The organism is Rhodanobacter sp. 7MK24 (assembly GCF_014842995.1).
GTDB lineage: Bacteria > Pseudomonadota > Gammaproteobacteria > Xanthomonadales > Rhodanobacteraceae > Rhodanobacter_A.
On record NZ_JACYXL010000002.1, the window covers coordinates 354,322 to 377,461 of the forward strand.

At 64.9% G+C, this 23,140-nt stretch carries 19 protein-coding genes and 1 riboswitch; of the genes, 12 read left to right on the forward strand and 7 right to left on the reverse strand.

The genetic code is table 11. From position 1 onward, the window contains the following. Window positions 1–63: 63 nt before the first annotated feature. Window positions 64–924, reverse strand: coding sequence for an EamA family transporter (locus IHE49_RS06390; protein WP_192156010.1), 861 nt, complete (start codon window positions 922–924; stop codon window positions 64–66). Window positions 925–1,047: 123 nt separating this feature from the next. Between IHE49_RS06390 and IHE49_RS06395 the strand changes: the two genes are divergently transcribed. The 8 genes from IHE49_RS06395 (at window position 1,048) to IHE49_RS06430 (ending at window position 9,747) form a co-directional block, all read left to right on the forward strand. Next, window positions 1,048–1,566 (forward strand): GNAT family N-acetyltransferase, encoded by a 519-nt coding sequence (locus IHE49_RS06395; protein WP_192156012.1) that lies wholly within the window; start codon window positions 1,048–1,050, stop codon window positions 1,564–1,566. A 134-nt stretch (window positions 1,567–1,700) separates the two neighbouring features. Continuing rightward, window positions 1,701–2,441: a hypothetical protein gene (locus IHE49_RS06400; RefSeq protein ID WP_192156013.1), complete on the forward strand. Its 741-nt coding sequence runs from the start codon at window positions 1,701–1,703 to the stop codon at window positions 2,439–2,441. A gap of 599 nt (window positions 2,442–3,040) precedes the next feature. After that, window positions 3,041–3,388 (forward strand): helix-turn-helix transcriptional regulator, encoded by a 348-nt coding sequence (locus IHE49_RS06405; protein WP_192156015.1) that lies wholly within the window; start codon window positions 3,041–3,043, stop codon window positions 3,386–3,388. Beyond that, the gene (locus IHE49_RS06410) at window positions 3,318–4,304 is read left to right on the forward strand and encodes a reverse transcriptase family protein (RefSeq protein ID WP_192156017.1); all 987 of its coding nucleotides are present in this window, start codon (window positions 3,318–3,320) and stop codon (window positions 4,302–4,304) included. The genes IHE49_RS06405 and IHE49_RS06410 overlap by 71 nt, the downstream gene beginning before the upstream one ends. A 705-nt stretch (window positions 4,305–5,009) precedes the next feature. Beyond that, the gene (locus IHE49_RS06415; protein WP_192156019.1) at window positions 5,010–6,530 is read left to right on the forward strand and encodes a protein kinase; all 1,521 of its coding nucleotides are present in this window, start codon (window positions 5,010–5,012) and stop codon (window positions 6,528–6,530) included. 330 nt (window positions 6,531–6,860) lie between these two features. Then, window positions 6,861–7,451 carry a DUF2239 family protein gene (locus tag IHE49_RS06420; RefSeq protein ID WP_192156021.1) on the forward strand — a complete coding sequence of 197 codons (591 nt, stop codon included), beginning with the start codon at window positions 6,861–6,863 and terminating at the stop codon, window positions 7,449–7,451. Between the two features lie 45 nt (window positions 7,452–7,496). Beyond that, entirely contained in the window at window positions 7,497–8,783 is a 1,287-nt protein-coding gene (locus IHE49_RS06425; RefSeq protein ID WP_192156023.1) for an MFS transporter, read from the forward strand. A 61-nt stretch (window positions 8,784–8,844) separates the two neighbouring features. After that, entirely contained in the window at window positions 8,845–9,747 is a 903-nt protein-coding gene (locus IHE49_RS06430) for a PhzF family phenazine biosynthesis protein (protein WP_225578212.1), read from the forward strand. Window positions 9,748–9,760: 13 nt separating this feature from the next. Here IHE49_RS06430 and eda read toward each other — a convergent pair whose 3' ends face one another. The 4 genes from eda to zwf all read right to left on the reverse strand — a co-directional run bounded on the left by eda (window position 9,761) and on the right by zwf (window position 14,714). Next, complete coding sequence (gene eda / locus IHE49_RS06435) at window positions 9,761–10,405, reverse strand: bifunctional 4-hydroxy-2-oxoglutarate aldolase/2-dehydro-3-deoxy-phosphogluconate aldolase (RefSeq protein ID WP_192156025.1); 645 nt, start codon at window positions 10,403–10,405, stop codon at window positions 9,761–9,763. Window positions 10,406–10,497: 92 nt separating this feature from the next. Further along, window positions 10,498–12,336 (reverse strand): phosphogluconate dehydratase, encoded by a 1,839-nt coding sequence (gene edd, locus IHE49_RS06440; RefSeq protein ID WP_304626365.1) that lies wholly within the window; start codon window positions 12,334–12,336, stop codon window positions 10,498–10,500. 202 nt (window positions 12,337–12,538) lie between these two features. Further along, entirely contained in the window at window positions 12,539–13,243 is a 705-nt protein-coding gene (pgl, locus tag IHE49_RS06445; protein WP_192156029.1) for a 6-phosphogluconolactonase, read from the reverse strand. Window positions 13,244–13,247: 4 nt separating this feature from the next. Continuing rightward, window positions 13,248–14,714, reverse strand: coding sequence for a glucose-6-phosphate dehydrogenase (gene zwf / locus IHE49_RS06450; protein ID WP_192156031.1), 1,467 nt, complete (start codon window positions 14,712–14,714; stop codon window positions 13,248–13,250). Between the two features lie 215 nt (window positions 14,715–14,929). Between zwf and IHE49_RS06455 the strand changes: the two genes are divergently transcribed. From IHE49_RS06455 to btuB, 4 genes are all read left to right on the forward strand, one after another. After that, window positions 14,930–15,682, forward strand: coding sequence for a GntR family transcriptional regulator (locus IHE49_RS06455; protein ID WP_192156033.1), 753 nt, complete (start codon window positions 14,930–14,932; stop codon window positions 15,680–15,682). An 18-nt stretch (window positions 15,683–15,700) separates the two neighbouring features. After that, the gene (locus IHE49_RS06460; protein WP_225578213.1) at window positions 15,701–16,738 is read left to right on the forward strand and encodes an SIS domain-containing protein; all 1,038 of its coding nucleotides are present in this window, start codon (window positions 15,701–15,703) and stop codon (window positions 16,736–16,738) included. A 117-nt stretch (window positions 16,739–16,855) separates the two neighbouring features. Continuing rightward, window positions 16,856–17,995, forward strand: a complete 1,140-nt coding sequence (gene nagA / locus IHE49_RS06465) for an N-acetylglucosamine-6-phosphate deacetylase (RefSeq protein WP_192156037.1) — start codon at window positions 16,856–16,858, stop codon at window positions 17,993–17,995. A gap of 54 nt (window positions 17,996–18,049) precedes the next feature. Beyond that, window positions 18,050–18,274, forward strand: a riboswitch (cobalamin riboswitch). Between the two features lie 127 nt (window positions 18,275–18,401). Then, the gene (btuB, locus tag IHE49_RS06470) at window positions 18,402–20,312 is read left to right on the forward strand and encodes a TonB-dependent vitamin B12 receptor (RefSeq protein ID WP_192156039.1); all 1,911 of its coding nucleotides are present in this window, start codon (window positions 18,402–18,404) and stop codon (window positions 20,310–20,312) included. Window positions 20,313–20,432: 120 nt separating this feature from the next. On the opposite strand, the gene IHE49_RS06475 is transcribed toward btuB, so the two are convergent. Continuing rightward, window positions 20,433–21,938, reverse strand: a complete 1,506-nt coding sequence (locus IHE49_RS06475) for a GGDEF domain-containing protein (RefSeq protein ID WP_192156041.1) — start codon at window positions 21,936–21,938, stop codon at window positions 20,433–20,435. A gap of 112 nt (window positions 21,939–22,050) precedes the next feature. Then, on the reverse strand, window positions 22,051–23,100 hold the full coding sequence (locus tag IHE49_RS06480; protein ID WP_192156043.1) for a LacI family DNA-binding transcriptional regulator: 1,050 nt from the start codon (window positions 23,098–23,100) through the stop codon (window positions 22,051–22,053). Between the last annotated feature and the right edge of the window lie 40 nt (window positions 23,101–23,140).

Sequence of the window (23,140 nt, forward strand, 5' to 3'; positions counted from 1 at the left end):
GAGATCCTCGGGATGACCGTCGCAGCATAGGAAGCGCTTTCGCGCGGCCGCATGCCCCGGAAGTCACGCTCCACGTGTCAGCAGCACGATGGCCAACAGCGCCAGCCCCAACGCGGCGACGTTGAGGCGGCTCAGGCGCTCGCGGAACAGCAGCACGCCAGCCAAGGCACCCAGCACCACCACGCCGAGGTTCATGCTGGCGAATACCAGCGCAGGGTGCTGCGGCAACGCACGGTGCGCGCGTAGGTAGAACAGGATGTTGCCGAAGTTGAACAAGCCGAGCAGCAGGCCGCCCAGGGCGTTGCGCAGGGTGAAGCGCGCGCCGCCGCGCAGGCGCCCCCATGCGGCCAGCGTGAAAGCCACCGGCAACGCCAGCACGAACATCGCCTCCAGCGACGTGCCCAGCGGCACACCCGCCGCCGCCACGCGCTTGAACAGCACGTCGATCGCGCCGAAGCCGGCGAATACCAGCAGCGGCCAGTACCACGATGCCGAGCTGCCTTCGCCGCGACCGTGCTCCCCACGCCACACCATGCCCAGCAGCGCGAGCAGCCCCAGTGTGCAACCCAGCGCCTTCGCCGGATCGAGCTTCTCGCCGAACAGCACGAACGCCGCCAGCAGCGAGAGCAGCAGCGACAGGCGCTGCGCCACATCCGAACGCACGATGCCCGCATGCCTTACCGAGGCGCCGAGCGCATGGAAGATCACGGGTAGCAGCACGCCCAGGCCGACCAGCGCAAACCATGGCGCGCCCGCTGCGCGCAGCGGCGCCAGCGAAGGTTGCAGCAGAAGCGCGGCAAGCGCGCATGCCATCACGTAGTTCCACGCCACCATCTGGCCCACGTCCAGCCCGAACCGTCGCGCCAGCTTCAGCAGCACCGACACCAGCACGCTGCAGATCGCGCTCGCCAGCACATAGATCATCGAACGGGTCCCGCTCCGGAAGGACGGCGAGCTTAATGCCTGCGACGCGGATTGCCGCAGATATCCTGACCGTGGAACGATGGCTGCCCGGTGCTTCGCGCCACGCAACCGCAGGCGACTTCCATGGATATCCGACTGCTCGACCGCAACGATGCTCCCGCCTACCAGGCATTGCGGCTGCAGGCGCTGCGTGAGAGTCCGGACGCGTTCAGCGCCAGCCACGAGGACGAGGCGACCCGCAGCATCGACGAAGTGGCAGCGCGCATCGTGCCGGCCGCGGACGGTTCGATGTGCATGTTCGGCATCTTCGAGAGTGGCGCCCTGGCCGGTTTCGTGGCCCTCGTCCATCCACAACGGAAGAAGCTGCGTCATGGCGCCGAGCTGGCGGGCATGTATGTGGCACCAGCCTTGCGTCGGCGCGGGTTGGGTGCCGTCCTGTTGCATGCGGTGATCGCGCATGCGCGCTCCATCGATGGCGTGCGCCAGCTCGGACTCGGCGTCAACGCGACGAATGAAGCGGCGAAGGCCCTGTACCGTTCCGCGGGTTTCGTGCGTTGGGGCGTGCAGCCACGGGCGCTGCAGATCGGCAATGTGTTCCACGACGAGGAACACCTGTTGCTGCGTCTCGACGTCACTGGCTGAGCCTTCCCCGGAAGCCGCGTAGCGCGGCTCACGCCTGCATCGCCTGCCGGCACGGAACCAACCGGCCGGCGTCCGGTCTTCGTCGTGGCCTGTGCGCCATCCGGCGCCGCATGATCGGGATGGAACCTCGCCACATGACTGGACGGACGGCATCGGCGGAACGGGAAGGGTCAATCCGGTATGGCCATCGGCTGCGCTGGACACGTGTCGCCACGCTGGCGGCCGTGGTGCTGATTCACCTGTGCTTCCTTGCCTTCCTGCTCGCACCGCCGCCGGGCCCGCGCTGGCCTGCGGCAGAAACGCTGACAGCATCGGCGGATGCGCTGGTCGTGCGCTTGCTGCCATCGAGGAAGCCGCCTGCCGAACCACCGCAAACGGCGGCCATGCCGCGGCTGCCGCGATCCACGCATGCCGCCGACTACCTGGCGCGCCATCCGATGCCTGTGCCCACCACGCGCTCAGCGACACCGGCGTCGCCGCCTCCGCCATCTGCGATGCCGCATCCGATCGACCGCCTGATCGTCGCCACGCCGCCCAGCTACATCGTCGGCGGTGGCCGGTTGTCCGAAGCGGAGTACGGGCAGCAGAACATCCGCGTGCCGAACAGCGACCAGCCGGTGCACGGCATGCCGGTGTTTCGCATGGCCGATCCGCGCATGCAGGGCATCGCCGGCGTGGTCCGCTTCGTCGGCAGCCAGTTCGGCGCCATCGATCCGCACTGCCTGAAGCTCGACGCCGAGAGCAACATGTCCATCCGCGAACGCGTCGCGAACCACGTCGATGCCGACGATGCGCAGATGGCCGCTTCCGCTGAACGCTATGGCTGCCCCGACCCGTTGAAACCGGGCGCCCCGATGTACTACTCCCGGCACTGAAGGAGTGCAGTCGCCTTGTGAACCAAGGATCGGTCCTGGGTGGCAAATAACGGCGAACAAAATTCGCCTATTGCGAAATTTATTCGCCGAGAGTATCTTCTCTCTTAGGCACAAGGGTCGACCTTATTCGCACGGGTAAGGAGCTTCCCTCGCAAAAGTGGAATCCCAGTTCTGGGGTTCGTGGAGGTGATGAACCTCTGTCCTATCCGGGACCCCCGGGCCATCTGGTCCCGGGCGGCTCGGGGCGGCGATGAGCAGGCTCGTCAGGTTAGGTGACGACGAGCGAGGGCTCGTCGTCACTGTGGAAGGAAGGGTGAAGAGCGTTGTCCGACCCCGTCTCCGGGTTTAGCGAGGGGACATCAGGATTGGCCTGATGTCGAACTTGGAGGCAACAAACATGAGCATTGCTAGTAGTGCCCGACAGCGTTCTTGGTGGAAATGGTTTCTGCGGCGGTTGAAAAAGATGTTGCTTAGTCCGGTGGTGTTCCGTTGGTGCCTTTTGGTCCTGCGGGTATCAGAGGCACTACGGCACTGGTTCAATCGGTAAGCGGAACGGCGACCACAACACCCTTCTTCTCCAAATTTTTTAGGAGACGATAATGATTAACAGAGCACTTCGCCTAGCTCGTGAGTTCAATCGCATGAAGCAGGTAGAGCTCGCGAAGCGGCTAAACATTTCAACGTCCTATCTTTCGGAAATTGAGGCGGGTAAGAAGCCGCCATCGATCGAGCTGCTGGATGGGTATGCGGAAGTCTTTGGAGTTCCAGCTTCTACATTCCTGATGTTTCGAGAGCAAGTAATAGGAAAGGAAGACGTCAAACAGCAGGAAAGGGCGCGAAAACTTTTGCAGTTCTTCGAGTGGGTGGCACGAGAGGATGACGACAGTGCAGAAAAGGAAGAAGCCGCCCCGACTGGAAACCCCAAAGAAGCAATACGCACTCACTGATTGCGCCTTATCTGGGATCCGTGGCATAGGCCAGTTGCTTCACGTTCTTCGTTGGGAAGGTAGCCGCCAAGAATTGGAAGACCTTCCGGCAGCCCAAGGAAGCTATAAGGTCTGGCGAACAGATCAAGGGCGTGCCATTCAAGCGGTCAACTTGAAAGAAGCAAACGGCTCAAAGCTCCGACAAATTCAGGCCCGCATTGCTGTATTGCTTCGGCGGGTTCTGCCCCCGGAATATCGCCACTCGGGCGTGCGGGGGCGCTCGTTCATCACAAATGCCCAGCAACATCTTCAAGACGACCCATCAATCAAGCTGGATATCAAAAGTTTCTACCCCAGCACTACGTTTCAACACGTTCGCCGTTTCTTCGTTGAAGCGATGAGATGTTCTGGTGATGTTGCTTTTCTCCTGGCAAAGCTGTGCTGTTATCAGCAACGACATCTACCCACGGGCGGTGTTCACAGTGAAGTAGTCGCGTTTTATTGTCATAAGCGAAGCTTCGACCAGTTGTGGGAGAGAGTGAAGGCAAGGAGCGGGAAGATGTCGGTTTACGTGGACGACATCATGCTAACCATGCCAAATGCCTCGCTTACAGATTTGGAATGGGCAAGACGCCTTTTTGCCAAGCAAAGAGTAAAGATCCATCCCGGTAAATCTAAGGTGCTATCCAAGCGATCCATCAAGGTCATCACTGGTGTCGAGATTCGCGGTGGTAAGACCGGAGCTCCCAAGGAGCAACACAGGTTAATCAAGCAACGATTCGATGAAATTCGCGCAGCAGCGTCAGCCGACGAATTGGCGGGTGCGGTGAAGAGTCTTCTAGGACACCTCGATCATGTGGCTCAAATTGATCCGCGCTTTGTAAATCGTGCCCGCGGTACGAGGGCGCGACTCAAGGCAGTGATTGATCACAATTAGGGTTTGCAGTTCACCTAGATAGTTCGTCCTAAGGGAGGCCACAGTGAACGTTCCTTCAAGCAGAAACCCGCGAATCGCATCATCAATTAATCCATTTGTAGCTTCGTCGTTAAATCCACGCATCGCCTCTTCGTTAAACCCGAGGGTGGCGAGCAGCCGGAATCCCCTCGTCGCCTCCAGTCTAAATCCAAGAGTCGCGAGCAGCATCAATCCACGAGTCGCTTCAAGTCTAAATTACAGAATCGCTAGCAGCATAAATCCAAGCGTTGCTACTAGCCTGAATCCTCATGTTGCAACTTCACGTAATCCAAATATCGCTTCGGACATCGACGGACTTTATGTGTGGTCGCTTGACTTGGAGCCGATAGCGTTCACCGTAGGGGCTAATGACCGTGTATGGCTTCTCTTTGATTCTGGTGCAGAATTCATGGGCGTCTTAGTGGTTGTTCGCGACGACTTCGTAAATGAGTTCGACCTCGACAATGAGTGGATCGGTTATTGGATTCATACACGAGAAAGCTCGTGGCTGCGGTATGGAGTGGATGGTGAATGGATGGGTTTTACGACATGAAGCTGAGCCTCAAATTTAGGTTACGCCCTTAGATTGCAACATATTTAGCGGGATCGGCCTCGAAAAAGTTAGTGGACTCTTAATCGCTGTGCGAATCAAAGCCAGCGGGCATCGCTTGTTGGAGAGAAGAGGAAATGGCAAAGACCTACGGTGAAAGATGGGTCCTCGGGAATTCCCTGGGATCGGGCGGACAAGGGGAAGTGTTTTACGCCACAGATAGATCTGGAGAAATCACCGAGGCAGTCGCGCTCAAGCGCCTGAAAAACCAAAATCGAGCAGAACGGTTTATCAGGGAAATTGAGGCGATCAGATCCGTAGATCATCAACATGTGATCAAGCTGATCGATCATTCCTCCGTCAACACCGCAGACAAAGAGCAACCGATGTTCATCGTGATGCCGCTAGCTGCAGGTGGCGACTTGAGCAAGCGTGTGCTGACTTACAAGGATTCATTAGACAGCACATTGATAGTCGCGCAGCAGCTGGCTTCCGCTTTGGCCGCAGCACATAGTGCTGGAGTAATTCATCGGGATGTCAAGCCTCAGAACATACTTTTTCAGGATGGTGGCCATCATTCGATTTTGACGGATTTTGGAATCTGTTACATGCACGCTGATGAGCGCGTAACACCGATGGATGAAGCAGTTGGGCCGCGAGTGTTCATGTCGCCCGAAATGGAGGGCGGCCGTGTAATAGAAGTACGACAGGCAGCCGATGTCTACTCCCTTGGCAAATTGATTTATTACATGATTTCCGGCGGCGTTATGCTTCCTCGGGAGGCTATTCACGAGGCACAGTATGCAAGCATTTTCGCTGAAAGCGGTCGATATCATCTGCTCAAAATGCTACTCGGGAAGATGATATGCGTTGAAGATCGGCGGCTAAAAACGATGCATGAGGTGATTGTAGAGTTAGATCAGATAGCTTCATGGGAGTCTCGCGCACAAGTCACGCCATTGAGCTCAAGCACCTTCGATGCTTTGCGGAAGTTACAGCAGAGAGAGCTGGAAACGCAAAGGATCACGGCTGCCAATGATCAAGCTCGCAAGAGTGAGGGGCAAATATTGAGCGAATTCACACGCTCTTTTACTGAGTGGCTAAATGTCGAACTAAGACAGATCCGCGACGCAGTACATGTGCCAGGCATCTTTGAATGTTCTGTTTTAGATGCGGCTCCGCCAGGAAGACTTTCCGACGGTAGGCAAGACGGTTTTCTAGAACCGATGCCTGGAGTCGAGCTTCGTGTGACTCGTCCGCAAAACACATTCAACAAAGTTGAGTCTCTTCAATTTTTCCTTTGTAGAGTGCGGCGCATGGTTTTTCAGATGGGCAACCAACCAAGGGAGCAGCCATTTACGGACACGGAGTTAACATTCCTTCCGTATTACTTGCGACCGGTGGAGCGTCCGCAGGCAAACGGGTGGCAGGGATTCTTGACCACATCCAGCGGTCGAAAGGTGCACTCACAGGGTAGGCGCGGTGCGGCGGTACCACACGTCCACAGGACTTTTATCGGCGCAAATTACACGATTTTCCGTAAATTCCGTGTTTCGCAATGGCCAAGCATTCGAGCTGACATTTCTGCAGATATTGGGGAAGCGTTCGCAACGTTCAGTGACTATCTTTTGCAAGGCGCGACTTCGATCGGCTCTTAACGAGATGCGGGAGTCGGCGATTTAACCCGCGCCAGTTTTGGGCGCATGGCGACACCACGTCCTCCTGGGCGCCGTGTCGCACCGCCCGAGTTTGGCGTGCAACGTACAAGACGCCGCTACCGATCGCCCGCACGGATCAAGTAGTGGCATTAGGCCGGAAAAACTCCAAAATCTGTGCAGCGTCCGATCTCCAAAGTGTGTGTAGGCACGTACAAACTTTGGAGTTCTGTCCAACGCCCCGACAGGCCGGCCGACTATTTTGCCCGGGTGTTATTGACATCGATTTTGACCCGGACAAAAATAAGCGACCCATTCCACCCGGACCAATCCATGTCTTCGCCTGCCAATCCCGGCTGCACTGCCTTCGATGGCCACACGCTGGTCGCCTCCGGCACGCTTGCCGAAGTGGCACTGGCGGTGAAGCGCGCGCTCGACCAGGCCCCGGCATGCACGCCGCTGATCTTCGACGATGCCACCGGCCAATCGGTGGAAGTCGACTTCCGCGGCAGTGCCGACGAGGTGCTGGCGCGCCTGCAACCGGCCGCGGAAGGCGATGCGCCGCGCGGGGCGGGGCGCCCACGGCTCGGCGTGGTGGCACGCGAAGTGACCCTGCTGCCGCGCCACTGGTACTGGCTGAACAGCCAGCCCGGCGGCGCCTCGGCCACGCTGCGGCGGTTGGTGGAGGAGGCGCGGCGCAACGGCAGCGCGAAGGATCGGGCCCGCCTTGCAGGCGAAGCCGCCGACCGCTTCATGCGTGTGGTCGGCGGCGATCTTGCCGGCTACGAGGAAGCCTCGCGCGCGTTATGGCGCGGTGACCGCGATGCCTTCAACCGCCATACTCGCAGTTGGCCGAAGGATGTGCGCGAACACGCCCGCCGGCTCGCCGCCATCGCACGCGATGCCCAGGCCGAGGCCGGCTGAGCCGTCCGGCCGCAAGACACGGACCTACTCCCCAAAAGGATTTCCATGCCATCCCCGCTTGGCGCTTCACCGCTTGCACAGCGCGACTTCCGCCTGCTGTTCGGCGGCAGTTCGATCTCCGCGATCGGCGACCAGTTCACCCTGGTCGCCCTGCCCTGGCTGGTGCTCAAGCTCACCGGCAGCCCGGCCGCGTTGGGCCTGGTTCTGGCGACGATGGCGCTGCCACGTGCCGCTTTCATGCTGATCGGCGGCGCGGTGGTCGATCGCCTCTCCCCGCGCCGCGTACTGCTGGCGGCGCGCGGGGTGAATGCGCTGCTGGTGAGCCTGCTGGCGGCACTGGTGCTGGGGGGCGCCATCCAGATGTGGCTCGTGTATGCGCTGGCGCTGGGCATCGGCCTCGCCACCGCGTTCGCCTACCCGGCCGGATCGGCGATCCTGCCGCAGCTGGTGCCTCCGACGCAGCTGCGCGCGGCCAACGCGCTGTTCATGGCCATGCGCCAGCTGAGCATGCTGGTGGGACCGGCGCTGGCCGGCCTGCTCATCAGCACCGGCGCGCATGGCGTTCACGTCGGCGTGGCCGATGCCACCGGACTCGGCCTCGCCTTCGCTATCGATGCGCTGAGTTTCGTGTTTTCGCTGGTCTCGCTGGTGCTGATCCGTGTCCACGGCGACCATCATCCGCGCCCGCGCGATGGCGGCGTGCTGGCCAACGTCGGCGCGGGCATTCGCGCGGTCTGGGCCGACCTGCCGCTGCGTGCGTTCGTGCTTTATGCGGCCGTGGTGTCGGTGTTCGTAGGCGGGCCGATCCAGGTCGGCCTGCCGATGCTGGCCAATACCCGACTGGTTCTCGGTGCCACCGCGCTGGGCGTCCTAATGACCGCGAACGGCGGTGGCATGCTGGTGGGCAGCATGCTGTCCGGCCTCGCCGCGAAACTGGTGCGCAACCGGCTGGGCCTGATGGTGCTGGGTATCGACAGCGTGGCCGGCCTGGTACTGGCCGCGCTGGCCTTCGACCACTCCACGCTGACCGGCGCCGCCCTGCTGGCCACCACCGGCATGCTGGGCGGCATCGCGCAGGTCACCATCGTCAGCTGGATCCAGCAACGCGTCGCGCCAGAGATGATGGGCCGCACGATGAGCCTGCTGATGTTCACCTTCATGGGCCTGGGGCCGCTGTCGGCAGCAGTGGCTGGCAGCCTGCTGAAGCTGATCTCGCTGCCCACGCTGTTCGCGGGTGCGGGGTTGGCGCTGACCGCGATCGCGCTGAGCTGCATGGTCAGCCCCGCGCTGCGCAGCATCGGCACGCCGCTGCGCGTGCCGGACGCTGCTTGATTGGCATCGTCTGTAGAGAAGGCCTGCCGCAGGCACACGCTCCAAGAGGATCCGTTGCCCGATGAACACCATGCACACCGTTCGCTTCAGCCAAGTCGACGTGTTCAGCGCCGTGCCGTTCAAGGGCAACCCGCTGGCCGTGGTATTCGACGCCGACGGACTCGACACCGCGCAGATGCAAGCCATCGCGCGCTGGACCAACCTGTCGGAGACCACCTTCCTGCTGAAGCCGGATGATCCGGACGCCGACTATCGCGTGCGCATCTTCACCACTGGCGGCGAATTGCCGTTTGCCGGACACCCCACCCTGGGCACCGCGCATGCTCTTCGCGAAAGCGGTTACCGGCCGCGCCGGCCGGGCCGGCTGGTGCAGCAATGCGGCGTCGGCCTGGTCGAATTGAGCGAGCGCAACCACGGCCGCTGGGCCTTTGCTGCCCCGCCGGCCCGCATCACGCCGCTGCCGGCGCCGCAGCATGCCGGGCTGATCCGTGCGCTGCGCACTGATGCGATCGATTTCGCAGCGCCGCCGTGCATCGTCGACAACGGCGCGCCATGGTTGGTGGTGCGGATGAATTCAGCCGCCGACTGCCTCGCCCTCCGGCCCGACATCGCGATACTCGCGCCGGTGACGCAGGCCGGCGGCACCGACGGTTTGGCCATCTACGGCCCGCACGGTGTCGACGGCCCTGCCTGCTTCGAAATGCGTTGCCTGATGACCGGAGGCCGTTTCGGCTTCGGCGAGGATCCCGTCACCGGTAGTGCCAACGCGGCACTGGCGTGCCTGCTCGATGCGCAGGGACGGCGCCCCGCGGACACGTACATGGTGCGCCAAGGCACCGCACTGGAGCGCGACGGGCGCGTGGCGATCAGCCACGATGCGCAGGGCCGTGTCTGGATCGGCGGCGACTGCGTGACGGTGATCGAGGGTTGCTTCCGCTACCAGGAGCCTTTGAACGGGCTCTAATGGCGGCGCATGTTCAGCGCAGCGCCGCCGCCTCGCGTGCCAGCTGCTCGATGCCGGCCCAGTCGCCGACCTGAAGCTTGTCCTTCGGCGTGAGCCAGGAACCGCCTACGCAGGCCACGTTGGGCAGGGCGAGGAAATCCGGTGCGCTGGCGAGGCTGATGCCGCCGGTGGGGCAGAAGCGGATCTGCGGCAGCGGGCTGGCCCAGGCGCCGAGCAGTTTCGTTCCGCCCACGGGCACAGCCGGAAAAAGCTTCAGGTGCTTATAGCCGCGTTCGAGCAGGCTCATCGCCTCGCCCGCGGTGGCCACGCCGGGCAGCAGCGGCAGCGCGCTGGCGTCGGCAGCGTCGAGCAGCTTCGGCGAGACGCCGGGCGATACCGCGAAACGCGCGCCGGCCACGCGCGCGGCTTCCAACTGCTGGCCGTCGAGCACGGTACCGACGCCCACCACCGCGCCTTCCACTTCGCTGGCGATCGCACGGATCGCATCCAGCGCCACCGGCGTGCGCAGCGTCACCTCGATGGCACGGATGCCGCCGGCGACCAGCGCGCGCGCCATCGGTACGGCATGCGCCAGTTCGTCGATGATGACCACCGGCACCACGGGTGCCAGCGCGAGGATATCGGCGAGTTGCTGTTGCTTGGTTGCTTGTGCGGTCATGGGATGGCTCACAGGTACGGGCTTGGCGTAGGAGCGCACCCTGTGCGCGAAAGGCGATCGCGCACAGGATGCGCTCCTACAGTTTGTGGAGATCAGGCATCGGCCGCGTGGTGGCGGTCGTGCTTGGCAAAGATGGTGGCTCCGGCATCCGCCGAGCCCACCGCGTTGCGCAGGGTGGCGAACAGTTCGCGGCCCATGCCGGCGTGATGCGTGGAGAGATCCGCATGCGCCTGCTCGCGCCCGGCCCATTCGGCGGCATCGACCTTGGCCTCCAGCGTGCCGGCAATCACGTCCAGACGGATGACGTCGCCGTCGCGCAGCTTGCCCAGCGGACCGGCGTCGATGGCCTCGGGCGTGACGTGGATGGCCGCGGGCACCTTGCCCGACGCGCCGGACATGCGCCCGTCGGTGACCAGAGCCACGCGGTGCCCGCGTGCCTGCAGCAGACCCAGGGTGGGCGTGAGCTTGTGCAGCTCGGGCATGCCGATGGCCTTGGGCCCCTGGAAGCGCACCACGGCGATGAAATCGCGGTCGAGTTCGCCGCGGTCGAAGGCCTTCTTCACGTCGTCCTGATCGTGGAACACCACCGCGGGTGCCTCGATCACCAGCCGGTCGCCCGGCACCGAGGACACCTTGATGACGGCGCGGCCGAGGTTGCCTTGCAGCACGCGCAGGCCGCCGTCGGCGCGGAACGGCTGGTTGGCGGGACGCAGCACATCGCGGTTGGCGCTTTCGCTTACCTCGTTCCACGCCAATTTTCCGTTCGCGTCCAGCGCGGGCATGCCACGGTAGGCGTCGAGGCCGCGGCCCCATACCGTGTGCGCATCGCCGTGCAGCAGGCCGGCATCGATCAGCGAGCCGATCAGGAACGGCATGCCGCCGGCCTGGTGGAAGTGGTTCACGTCGGCGGAGCCGTTGGGATACACACGCGCCATCAGCGGCACCACGCCGGACAGCGCGTCGAAATCCTCCAGCGTCAGCGCAATGCCGGCCGCATGCGCCATCGCCACCAGGTGCAGCAGGTGGTTGGTGGAGCCACCGGTGGCATGCAGGCCAATCACGCCGTTGACGATGGTGCGCTCGTCGATCATGTGGCCGAGCGGAGTGTGGTGCTCGCCCGGCGCGCTGATCGTCGCGAGGCGGTGCACGGCGGCTTCGGTGAGCGCTTCGCGCAGCGGCGTGTTCGGGTTGACGAAACTGGAGCCCGGCAGGTGCAGGCCCATGATCTCCATCAGCATCTGGTTGGAGTTGGCAGTGCCGTAGAAGGTGCAGGTGCCCGGCGCGTGATAGGACGCGGCCTCGGCTTCCAGCAGCTCGTCGCGCGAAGCCTTGCCTTCGGCGTAGCGCTGGCGCACGGCGCTCTTGGCGTCGTTGGAAATGCCGCTGGGCATCGGCCCGGCCGGCACGAAGATCGTGGGCAGGTGGCCGAAACTCAGCGCGCCGATCAGCAGGCCCGGCACGATCTTGTCGCAGATGCCCAGCATCAGCGCGCCGTCGAACATGTCGTGCGACAGCGCGATCGCGGCGGACATGGCGATCACTTCGCGCGAGAACAGGCTCAACTCCATGCCGGCCTGGCCCTGCGTGACGCCGTCGCACATCGCCGGCACGCCGCCAGCCACCTGTGCGGTGACGCCGGCCTCGCGTGCCACGCGGCGGATCAGTTCGGGATAGCGCTCGTAGGGCTGGTGCGCCGAGAGCATGTCGTTGTATGCGGTGACGATGCCGATGTTGGACGCATGGCCGCTGCGCAGCGCCGCCTTGTCGTTTTCGCCGCACGCGGCGAAGCCGTGCGCGAGGTTGCCGCAGGAAAGCCGCGCGCGATGCGGGCCATCGCGGCGCGCGGCGTCGATGCGCGCGAGATAGTCGGCGCGGCTCTTGCGGCTGCGCGCTGCGATGCGGGAGGTGACTTCGGCGACGACAGGGTGCAGGGGCATGACACGTTTCCGGGAATCAGGGAGGGAAGCGGGCCATGGATGGCCCGCCCGCGAAGCAGGCGCAAAGCGCCTGCTTCGCGGGGCCTGATCCGAACAAGTTCGGATCAGGCGAGTCCATAAAATGCAGGAAGCACTTTGTGGACAATCAGGCACGGCGCTTTTGCTTTGCTGCCATGCCTACGAAGCAATATCGAGATCAAGGACTCCAATAAATCGCCAGCGGCACGCTGACCTGCATCACCACGGAGCGCACCGGATAATCCTTTGCGGCATCCACTCCCTGTTGCACGGCTGCCAGCAGATCGCGCTTGCCGGTACCACGCACCAGCAGGTACAGCGCGCGGGTATCGAGCAGCGCAGGCAGACTGAGCGTGACGCGCGGCTCGCCGGCGCCCGCTGCATGCATCGGCCACACCTTCGCCGTGCCGTGGGGATCGGTGGCCTCGGCGAGATGGTCGCCACCGGGGAAGAACGATGCGGTATGGCCGTCGTCGCCCATGCCCAGCACCACGGCATCGAACGGCGCCGGCAACGCGACGATGCTTGCTTCGGCTTCCGCCAGCCCCGCTTCCGGCGTGGCGGCGCCGGTGTAGAGCGGCACGAAGTTCGCGGCGGCGGCGGCGTTCTGCAGCAGGTTCGACTTCACCAGTCTTGCGTTGGAACGATCGTCGGTGTCCGGCACCCAGCGCTCATCCACCAGCGTGACGGTGACGGTCGGCCAGTCCAACTCCTGCTTCGACAATTGCACGAAGAACGCCTTGGGCGTGGTGCCGCCCGAAACCGCGATCACGGCGCCGCCGCGCGCCGCGATGGCTTCGCGCAGTTGCGCGGCAACATTCTGAGCGAGTGCCTCGGCCTGTGCGTCGGCATCGGCGAAGTTTTGCGTGGTGATGTTCGCCATTGCCTTACTCGCTGTCTTCCAGCCAGGTACGGCCATCGCGCTCGATCAGGGCCACCGCCGCGCTCGGCCCCCAGGTGCCGGCGGCGTACGGGCGCGGCGCTTCGCCGCTTTCGGCCCAGGCGGCGAGGATGGGATCGGCCCAGCGCCAGGCCGCCTCCACTTCGTCGCGGCGCATGAACAGGGTAGGGTTGCCGCGCACCACGTCGAGCAGCAAGCGCTCGTAGGCGTCCGGCTGCGCCACGCCGAAGGCTTCGGCAAAGCTCATGTCCAGCGGCACGTGGCGCAGGCGCAAGCCACCGGGACCGGGGTCCTTGATGGTGAGCCACAGCTTCACGCCCTCGTCCGGCTGCAGGCGCAGCACCAGACGGTTCTGCGCCAGCGGGCCGGCGCTGGTGCCGAAGATCGAATGCGGCACCGGCTTGAACGCCACGACGATCTCGGAAACGCGCTCGGGCAGGCGCTTGCCGGTGCGCAGGTAGAACGGCACACCGGCCCAGCGCCAGTTTTCGATCTCGGCCTTGAGCGCCACGAAGGTTTCGGTATCGGATTTCGAACCCTCGAGCTCGTCCTGGTAGCCCGGCACGGACTGGCCCTCGGCTACGCCGGCGCGGTATTGGCCGCGCACGGTGAGCTGGGCGGCGTTGCCGTTGTCGATGCGCTTGAGCGAACGCAGCACCTTGAGCTTCTCGTCGCGCACCGCGTCGGGCGACAGCGAGGCCGGCGGTTCCATCGCCACCATGCACAGCAGCTGCAGCAGGTGGTTCTGCACCATGTCGCGCAACGCACCGGCACGGTCGTAGTAACCGGCACGGCGACCCAGGCCCAGTGTCTCGGCCACGGTGATCTGCACGTGGTCGATGTGGCTGGCGTTCCACAGCGGTTCGAACAACGCATTGCCGAAGCGCAACGCCAGCAGGTTCTGCACCGTTTCCTTGCCGAGGTAATGGTCGATGCGATAGGTCTGCGACTCGGCGAACACCTTGCCCACAGCGTCGTTGATGCGGTTGGCGCTGGCCAGGTCGCGGCCGATCGGCTTCTCCAGCACCACGCGCGAGCGTTCGCCGTTGAGGTTGCACTGGCCGAGCCGGCGGCAGATGTCCTCGAACAACTCAGGCGACGTGGAGAGGTAGAACACCCGGATGTGTTTCGGCTGCTCGCCGATCATCGCGGCAAACGCGTCCCAGCCTTCGTCCTTGCGCGCGTCCAGCGGGCGATAGAACACCTGCTGCAGGAAGGTGTCGAGCTTCGCGGCGTCGGCACCCTTGTCGACCAGCGATTCGCGCAGCTGCGCGCGGTAGCCGGCGTCGTCCAGCGGCTCGCGGGCCACGCCGACGATGCGGCTGCCGGCCGGGATCTGGCCGTCGAGGTAACGATGGAACAGCGCAGGCAGCAGCTTGCGCAAGGCAAGGTCGCCGGTACCGCCGAAGATCACCAGGTCGAACGGATCGACCGTCTGGAAAGTAGCCGTCACGCGATCACCTCAATACGGGGAAGACGGGCAGGCCGGAGGGGGATTCGGCCCGTCGCACGACGATAGTACCAGTGGGATACCAGGGCAAGCACCGCTTTGCATACGAATTCATTGACGCCCCGGAAGCCGCTCCGGAGCTCGATTTTCTCCATGGTCCACGAAATGGACGTCCAGACCGCTTGCAGCCAATGGTTTGCTATTGGTATCTTCTTGGCATGGAAACCGCCCTGGCCCGCGAATACCGCCGCATTTGCCGCGACCCCACCAGCCATCAGCCGCTGGCCTACCTGCGTCTGCGCAGCGCGATCCGCAACGTGGTCGAGCAGCGAGCCATCGAGCCGGGCCAGGCGCTGCCCAGCGAGCGCGACCTGTCGCAGGCACTGAAGCTGTCGCGCGTCACCGTGCGCAAGGCCATCGCCGGCCTGGTCGAGGAAGGACTGCTCACCCAGCGCCACGGCGCCGGCACCTTCATCGCCGAGCGCATCGTCAAGCCGATGTCGCGGCTTTCCAGCTTCACCGAGGATCTGCGCGACCGCGGCCTGCATCCGCGTTCGGAGTTCTTCGAGCGCAGCGTGGGCGAGGTCACGCCGGAAGAGGCGATGGCGATGAACCTGTCGCCCGGCACGCTGGTGGCGCGCCTGCACCGCGTGCGCTACGGACAGGACGAACCGCTGGCGATCGAGCGCAGCGTCGTCCCCGCCAGCGTGCTGCCCGACCCGACCGTGGTGCGCGATTCGCTCTACGAGGTGCTGGAGTCGCTGGGCTGCCGCCCGAGGCGCGCACTGCAGCGCCTGCGCGCGGTGTCACTGGGCGTGCAGCATGCACGCCAGTTGCACGTGGCCACCGGCAGCGCGGGCCTCAACATCGAGCGTCGCAGTTTCCTCGACGACGGTCGCGTGGTCGAGTTCACCTGTTCCTGGTACCGCGGCGACATCTACGACTTCGTCGCCGAATTGCACGCCGACTGACCCTCTTTCAAACGCGAGATGCCCATGCAAGCCAGCGACACCCTGATGTTCCGCGAGGCGCACGAATCCGCCGACGTGGTAGCGCGCCAGTTCGCCGCCAACGAGCGCGTGGTGACGGAGCTGGCCGACGCGCTGCGCGCGCAACCGCCACGCTTCATCGTCACCTGCGCGCGCGGCAGCTCCGACCATGCCGCTGCCTACGCCAAATACGTGTTCGAAACCCAGCTCGGCATCGTCACCGCCTCGGCTTCGCCGTCGGTGACCTCGGTGTACGCGGCGCCGCAGCAATGGGAAGGTGCGCTGTTCATCGCCATCTCGCAGTCCGGCAAGAGCCCCGACCTGGTACGCAATGCGCAAGCCGCCAAGGCGGCCGGAGCGCGCGTGGTGGCGATGGTCAACGTGGAGGATTCGCCGCTGGCACAGGTGGCCGACACGGTGATCCCGCTGCACGCCGGTCCCGAGCGCAGCGTGGCCGCCACCAAGAGCTACGTGGCCGCCCTGGCCGCGATCCTGCACCTGTGCGCGCGCTGGCATGGCGACGCCAAGCTGATCGCTGCACTGGAAGCGCTGCCCGATGCCTTGCGCAAGAGCTGGGATGCGGACTGGTCGGCGTTGACCGACGGCCTGGTCGATGCGCACAACCTGTTCGTGGTCGGCCGCGGCTTCGGTTTCGCCGTCGCGCTGGAGGCGGCACTGAAGTTCAAGGAAACCTGCGGCCTGCACGCGGAAGCCTTCAGCGCGGCGGAGGTGAAGCACGGTCCGATGGCGCTGGTCGGCCCGCACTTCCCGGTGCTCTGCTTCGCGCAGGACGACGGCACGCTGGAAAGCACGCTGGCCGTGGCGGACGAGTTCCGCGGTCGCGGCGCACAGGTGCTGGTGGCCGCACCAGGCCTGAGCGGCGAAGGCTTCCTGCCGCTCGCCTCCGGCCTTCCGGCTATCTGCACGCCGCTGCTCACCATCCAGAGTTTCTACCGTGCCGCCAGCGCGCTGGCGCTGCGCCGCGGCTTCAACCCCGACGTGCCGCCGCACCTCAACAAGGTCACCGAAACCGTCTGATTTCCTCTTGGTAGGAGCGCACACAGTGCGCGATTGTTTTTGCTTTGATCGAAGTGCAAGGCAATCGCGCACAGGGTGCGCTCCTGCACCGTTCGCTTCCAACGGGATGCCCTCGCCATGACCATCGCCCTCACGAATGCCCGCGTCCTCACCGTCCACGGCTGGCGCGACGACCTCGCCGTGCTGGTCGACGGCGAACGCATCGTCGGGCTGCTGCCGCACGACCATGCCGCCGTGCACGCCGCACGAGTGCAGGATCTCGGCGGCGCATTGCTGGTGCCGGGCTTCATCGACACGCAGGTGAACGGCGGTGGCGGCGCGTTGTTCAATGCCGAACCCACGGTGGAAGCCATCCGCACCATCGGCGTCGCGCACCGCAAGTTCGGCACCACCGGTTTCCTGCCCACGCTCATCAGCGACAGCCTGGATACCATGCGCGCGGCGCTGGCCGCAGTGGACAAGGCCTTCGACGAAGGCGTGCCGGGACTGCTCGGCGTGCATCTGGAAGGCCCCTATCTCGCGCCCGAACGCAAGGGCGTGCACGATCCCAAGTGGTTCCACGCGCCGGGCGAGGAAGAGGTGTCCATGCTGTGCGCGCCGCATCGCGGCGTGCGGCTGGTGACGCTGGCGCCCGAGCGGCTGCCGCACGACGTAATCGCGCGGCTCGCCGCCGCCGGCGTGATCGTCAACGCCGGCCACACCGCCGCCGACCATGCCACCACCCGCGCCGCGCTGGCTGCTGGCGTACGTGGCTTCACACATCTGTTCAACGCGATGACGCCGTTCGGCAGCCGCGAGCCCGGCGTGGTGGGCGCGGCGCTGGACGACCCCGACAACTGGTGCGGCCTGATCGTGGACGGCCACCACGTACATCCGACCAGCCTGCGCGCGGCCATCGCGGCACGACCGCGCGGCAAGATGCTGCTGGTCACCGATGCCATGCCGCCGGTGGGCGCGGACGATCCCAGCTACGTGCTCAACGGCGAAACCATCGTCATGAAGGACGGCATCTGCCAGACCGCGAACGGCGTGCTGGCTGGCTCCGCCCTGGACATGGCCGGCGCCGTGCGCAATACCGTGGAAATGCTCGGTCTGCCGCTGGACGAGGCGGTGCGCATGGCCAGCACCTATCCCGCCGACTTCCTCGGCCTTAGCGCCAGCCACGGCCGCATCGCGGTGGGTTATCGCGCCGACCTCGTTGCGATGGACGACAGCTGCAACGTCCGCCGCAGCTGGATCGCCGGCCAATCCTCGTAAGCCCATCGGCGCGAGGCATGGCCGGCATCCGGCCGTCCAAAGCCCGCGACCTGCTAGACTGCGCGGCGTCCAGGTGTCCCGACGGCATTCGCCGGAGGGATGAAACGGGAAGCCGGTGCGCGGTGTCATACCGCAAGGCCGGCGCTGCCCCCGCAACGGTAAGCGAGCAAACCCGCGGCCAACGCCACTGTGTCCGACGACATGGGAAGGCGCCGCGCATGACGGCGATAGCGCCGTCGCTCGCCAGCCCGGAGACCGGCCCGGACATGACTGCTGGCTCGCGGTGGGCGAGGCCGAACAGACATGTCCGGCCCTGCCGTGCCTGCCTGCCTTCGTCCCGACCTCCGTTTCCGGCCCATTGATTGAACGCAACGCCGTGCGCGGGCGCGCGGCCGAGGAACGAGACGTGAAAAAGACCCTGCTGGCCGCAGCGCTGCTGTGCTGCTTCTCCACTGCTTACGCCGCCGACCAGGACAACGCCAGCGCGTTGAATCCGGTGATCGTCACCGCCACGCGCACGGCGGTCACTGTCGACGACACGCTGTCGTCGGTCACCGTGATCACCCGCGCCGACATCGAGCGCCTGCAGCCGGTGTCGGTGCTGGACCTGCTCACCGGCCTGCCGGGCGTGAACACCACCCAGAGCGGCGGCCTCGGCCAGACCAGTTCGCTGTTCATGCGCGGCACCAACTCCACGCACACGCTGGTACTGATCGACGGCGTGCGCATCGGCTCGGTCACCGCCGGCTTCGCCTCGCTGGAGCAGATCCCGGTGGAGCAGATCGAGCGTATCGAGATCGTGCGCGGCCCGCGCTCCAGCCTGTACGGCGCCGACGCCATCGGCGGCGTGATCCAGATCTTCACCCGCCATGGCTCCGCCAACGGCGGCGTCACTCCGTCGCTGAGCATGACCGCGGGCAGCCATGGCCTGTTCGGCAGCCAGGCCGGCCTGTCCGGCGGCGACCAGCATGCCTGGTACAACCTCAACCTGGGCGGCGAATACACCAGCGGATTCCCAGGCTGCAAGATGGGTGCGGCCGAGGCGATGGCCGGCTGCTTTGTGGACGATTCCCGCGACGACGCCTACCGCAACTGGAACGGCTCGGCCAACGCCGGCTATCGCTGGGACAACGGCACCGAGCTGGCCTTCACCTGGCTGCGCAGCAAGAACGACGTGGACTACGCCGGCAGCCCGTACGGCGGCAACGACGCGGTCAACGAGCAGCGCGTGGCCGGCGTGCGCCTGAGCTTCTCGCCGATGGAAGCGTGGGGAGTCACGTTGAACGCGGGCCAGAGCAAGGATCTCTCCACCACCTATTACCAGGGCTCGTACTACGGCGCGTACTACCCGCTGGCGCAGACGGGCTACTTCAACTCGCAGCGCAACCAGTTCTCGTGGCAGAACGACATCGAACTCACTTCGAACCAGCTGCTGACGGTGGGTGTCGACTACCAGCAGGAACACCTGGACAGCAGCACCGGCTACCTGGCCGACAGCCGCGACGACACCGGCACCTATGCGCAGTACCAGGGCACGTTCGGCAACAACGAAGTGCAGCTCTCCGTGCGCCACGACCACAACCAGCAGTACGGTGACCACGACACCGGAGCGGCATCCTGGGGCTACCACTTCGACCACGGCCTGCGTGTGTACGCCAGTTACGGCACGGCCTTCCACGCACCGACCTTCAACGACCTGTACTACCCGCCGTACTACGGCATCCCGTCGGCCAACCCGGACCTGAAGCCGGAGAAGTCGCGCAGCGCCGAAGTGGGCGTGACCCAGCAGCTGGGTATATGGAACTGGGGCGTAAGCGCCTACCAGACCAGGATCGACGACCTGATCCTGCTCGACCCCAACCAGAACTATGTACCGTTCAACGTCAGCAAGGCACGCATCCGCGGCCTGGAAGGCCAGGTTGGCGCGGATCTCGACGGCTGGCAGGTGCAGGGCTACCTCACCCTGCAACAGCCGAAGGATGTGGGCGACGTTACCGCGGATGCCAACAGCGGCAACCTGTTGCCGCGCCGCCCAGAGCGCATGGCGCGCGTCGACATCGACCGCCGCTTCGGCGCGTTCGGGATCGGTACCACCTGGTATGCCGCGGGCTACAGCTACGACGATGCGGCCAATACGCATCGCCTCGGCGGCTACAGCACGCTGGCGCTGCGCGCGAGCTGGCACTTCACGCAGGACTGGCAGGTCGAGGCCAAGCTGGCCAACGCCTTCGACCGCGACTACGAGACCGTGTACTACTTCAACCAGCCCGGCCGCACCTGGTACCTGACCTTGCGCTACAGCCCGGCTGCGCGCTGAGGAGGCGGCTTTCTCTCCCCGGTCGGAAGCTGCCTGATCGGTGTTTTCTCTGCTCGTCATCCCGGCCTGCGCCGGGATGACGGGCAAAATCCGAGCGTCTTCAGCTTGCGGACCGGTGCGTCAAAGCCCCGTATCGCTCGCATCCCACTGGTCGCGGCCACGGCCTTTGGCGCGGTAGAGATTGCGATCCGCGCGTTCCATCAGGCTCTCGGCCTGCACATCGGTTGCATTGCGGGCCGACACGCCGATGCTGACGGTCACGCGGCCGTCGATGCCCGTGGCGTAGGGCAGGTTGGCGGTATGGATGCGCTCGAGGATGCGACACGCCACCACCTCGGCGCCCGCAAGTTGCGTTCCAGGGAGCAGGATGACGAACTCCTCACCGCCATAGCGTCCGCAGAAATCCGCGGGCCGATGCAGCGTGCCGGCGATCAGTCGCGCCACGGTACGCAGGCAATGGTCGCCCGCCTGGTGTCCGTAGAGGTCGTTGTAGTCCTTGAACCGGTCGATATCGATCATCAGCAGGCTCATGCCGTCCGGCACGCGCGCCGAAGCCGCCCACTCGCGGACGAAGGCATGGTCGAACGCGCGGCGGTTGGGCAGGTCGGTGACGGCGTCGGTGTAGGACAGCCGCTCCAGCGCCCGCGTCATGCCCTGCAATCGATCCTGCGCCTGCACGTAGTGGTATTGCACATGCACGGTGCGCAGGATGTAGGCCGCCATCGCCAGCCCCACGATCAGCAGCACCTGGCCGGTGCGCCTGTCGTCGATGCTCAGGCCCACCGCGAAGATCGCCAGCAGGAACAGGATCGGACTCACGCCCAGCGCTATGCGCTGCAGCACCCCGCTGCCGGAGGCAGCCGCCTCTGACGGGGCATTGCGCCAGTGGTGCAGCATCAGCGCCAGCGCGATGAACGGCACCGGCGGCAAGACATCGCCGAGGATGCTCATGAAGCTCACGCCCACGCTTTCCATGTCGGCATGGTTGTGGATGCCGATGCACACGACGTAGCCGACCAGATACACGCTGGTAATGCGGAAGAAGCGCCGCGAGGCCACCGAACTCGCGGTCAGCCAGCGAGCCACGTGCGCCACCGCCAGGAAGACGTTCACGGCGTCCAGCGCGTGCCTCACGTACCACAGGCTGGTCGGGCTGAGGCTGCCGTGCGCGTCCAGCACATCCACGATGCTCACCCAGTACAGCAGACCCAGCAGCACCAGCAGCGAGGCATCCAGCATCTTCTGCCAGCGGGACGAATACGGGTCGCCGAAAGCCACCGCGACATACAGCAACGGGACGCCGTAGCCGACGAACAGCAGATACGTGTAGTTCGTCATGTCCACCAGCGAATGCAGCAGGTCGATCTGCACCAGCAGCGTCGCCACCCCCAGCGTCCACAAGCCGAGGCTGATGGCCAGGGCGAGGATCAGCGTACGCGGATAGCTGGAGCGGAATACCAGCCGCACACACCAGATCGTCGTGGCGAGGGCGATGACGAACTGCAGGTGATACGACCAGTGGTCCACCTGCAGCGGCGCGATCAGCAGGCCGCAAGCCAGCAACGCCGGCAGAGAGGCCAGCGCCAGGGCATAACGCAGCCCGGTTTGCCCGTGCGATGCAGTCATGATGGTCGAAGCGCCGCTTCCCCCGGAGACGTTTGCGGACCGTATCGGCGCGTCTTGCGCGTGGCAAGACCCGCCTGTCTACAGGGCACCTGCCGCGGCTGTCTGACTGGGATCAGCGCTTAGCCGGCGTTCCGCGCAAGGGAGCCGTGGAACCACGCACCACCAGTTCCGGGCTGAATCCCTCGTTGCCTTCCTCCAGCGGCTCGCCGTTGGCTTCGCGCTGCAGGTTTCCGATCAGCCGCTGTGCGGCGTGATGGGCGATTTCCTCGGTGGCCTGGCGCGCGGTGGTGAGCGCGGGCCAGGATTGCTTGGAAAACGGGCTGTCCTCGAAGCCGGCGATGGAAAGCTCCCACGGCACGCTGATGCCGCCAGAGTGCGCGGCGGCGAGCACGCCGGCGGCGATCTCGTCGTTGGAGCCGAAGATCGCGGTGGGGCGATCCTTCAGCGCCAGCAGCTTGCGCGCGCCACGGAAGCCGTCGTCGAAGGAGTAGTCGCCGGGCAGGATCAGCTTGCGATCCAGCGCGATGCCGTAGTCCTTCAGCGCGTCCTCGTAGCCCTGGTAGCGCTCGGGACTGGAACGGTGGTCGCGGCCGCCCCACAGGAAGCCGATGCGCGTATGGCCAAGCTGGATCAGGTGTTCGGTGATCGCGTAGGCCGCATCGCGATCGTCCACGTACACGCAGGGATAGCCGTCCTGCGGATCCTTGCGCGCGGAGATGATGCGCATGAACGGGATCTTCGCCGCCGTCAGTCTGCGGATCAGTTCCGGCTTCTCCGACATCGGCGGCGCCAGCACCATGCCGGCCAGTCGCGCCTGCGCGGCCAGCGACACCAGTTCGTCGGCCAATCGGGGAGACGTGGAATCGCAGGGATGGATCTGCAGGCCGTAGCCGTTGGCGCGGCAAGCCGCCAGCACGCCGCTCTGCATGCTGATGACGTAGTGCGCATTGGGGTTGTCGTACACCAGGCCCACCGCATAGGCGCGCGTGCTGCGCAGGCTGCGCGCGGAAGGGTCGGGCCGGTAATCCAGCGCTTCGATCGCCCGCTGCACTTTCTCCCGCGTGCGCGCGTGCACCGAGGGTTCGTTGTTGATGACGCGCGAGACGGTCTTGAGCGAAACGCCCGCCTGTTCGGCTACATCCTTGATGGTGGCGTTGCGCAACCGTGGGTCCTCAGTGCAGGGAAACATCGCGAGGCACGGC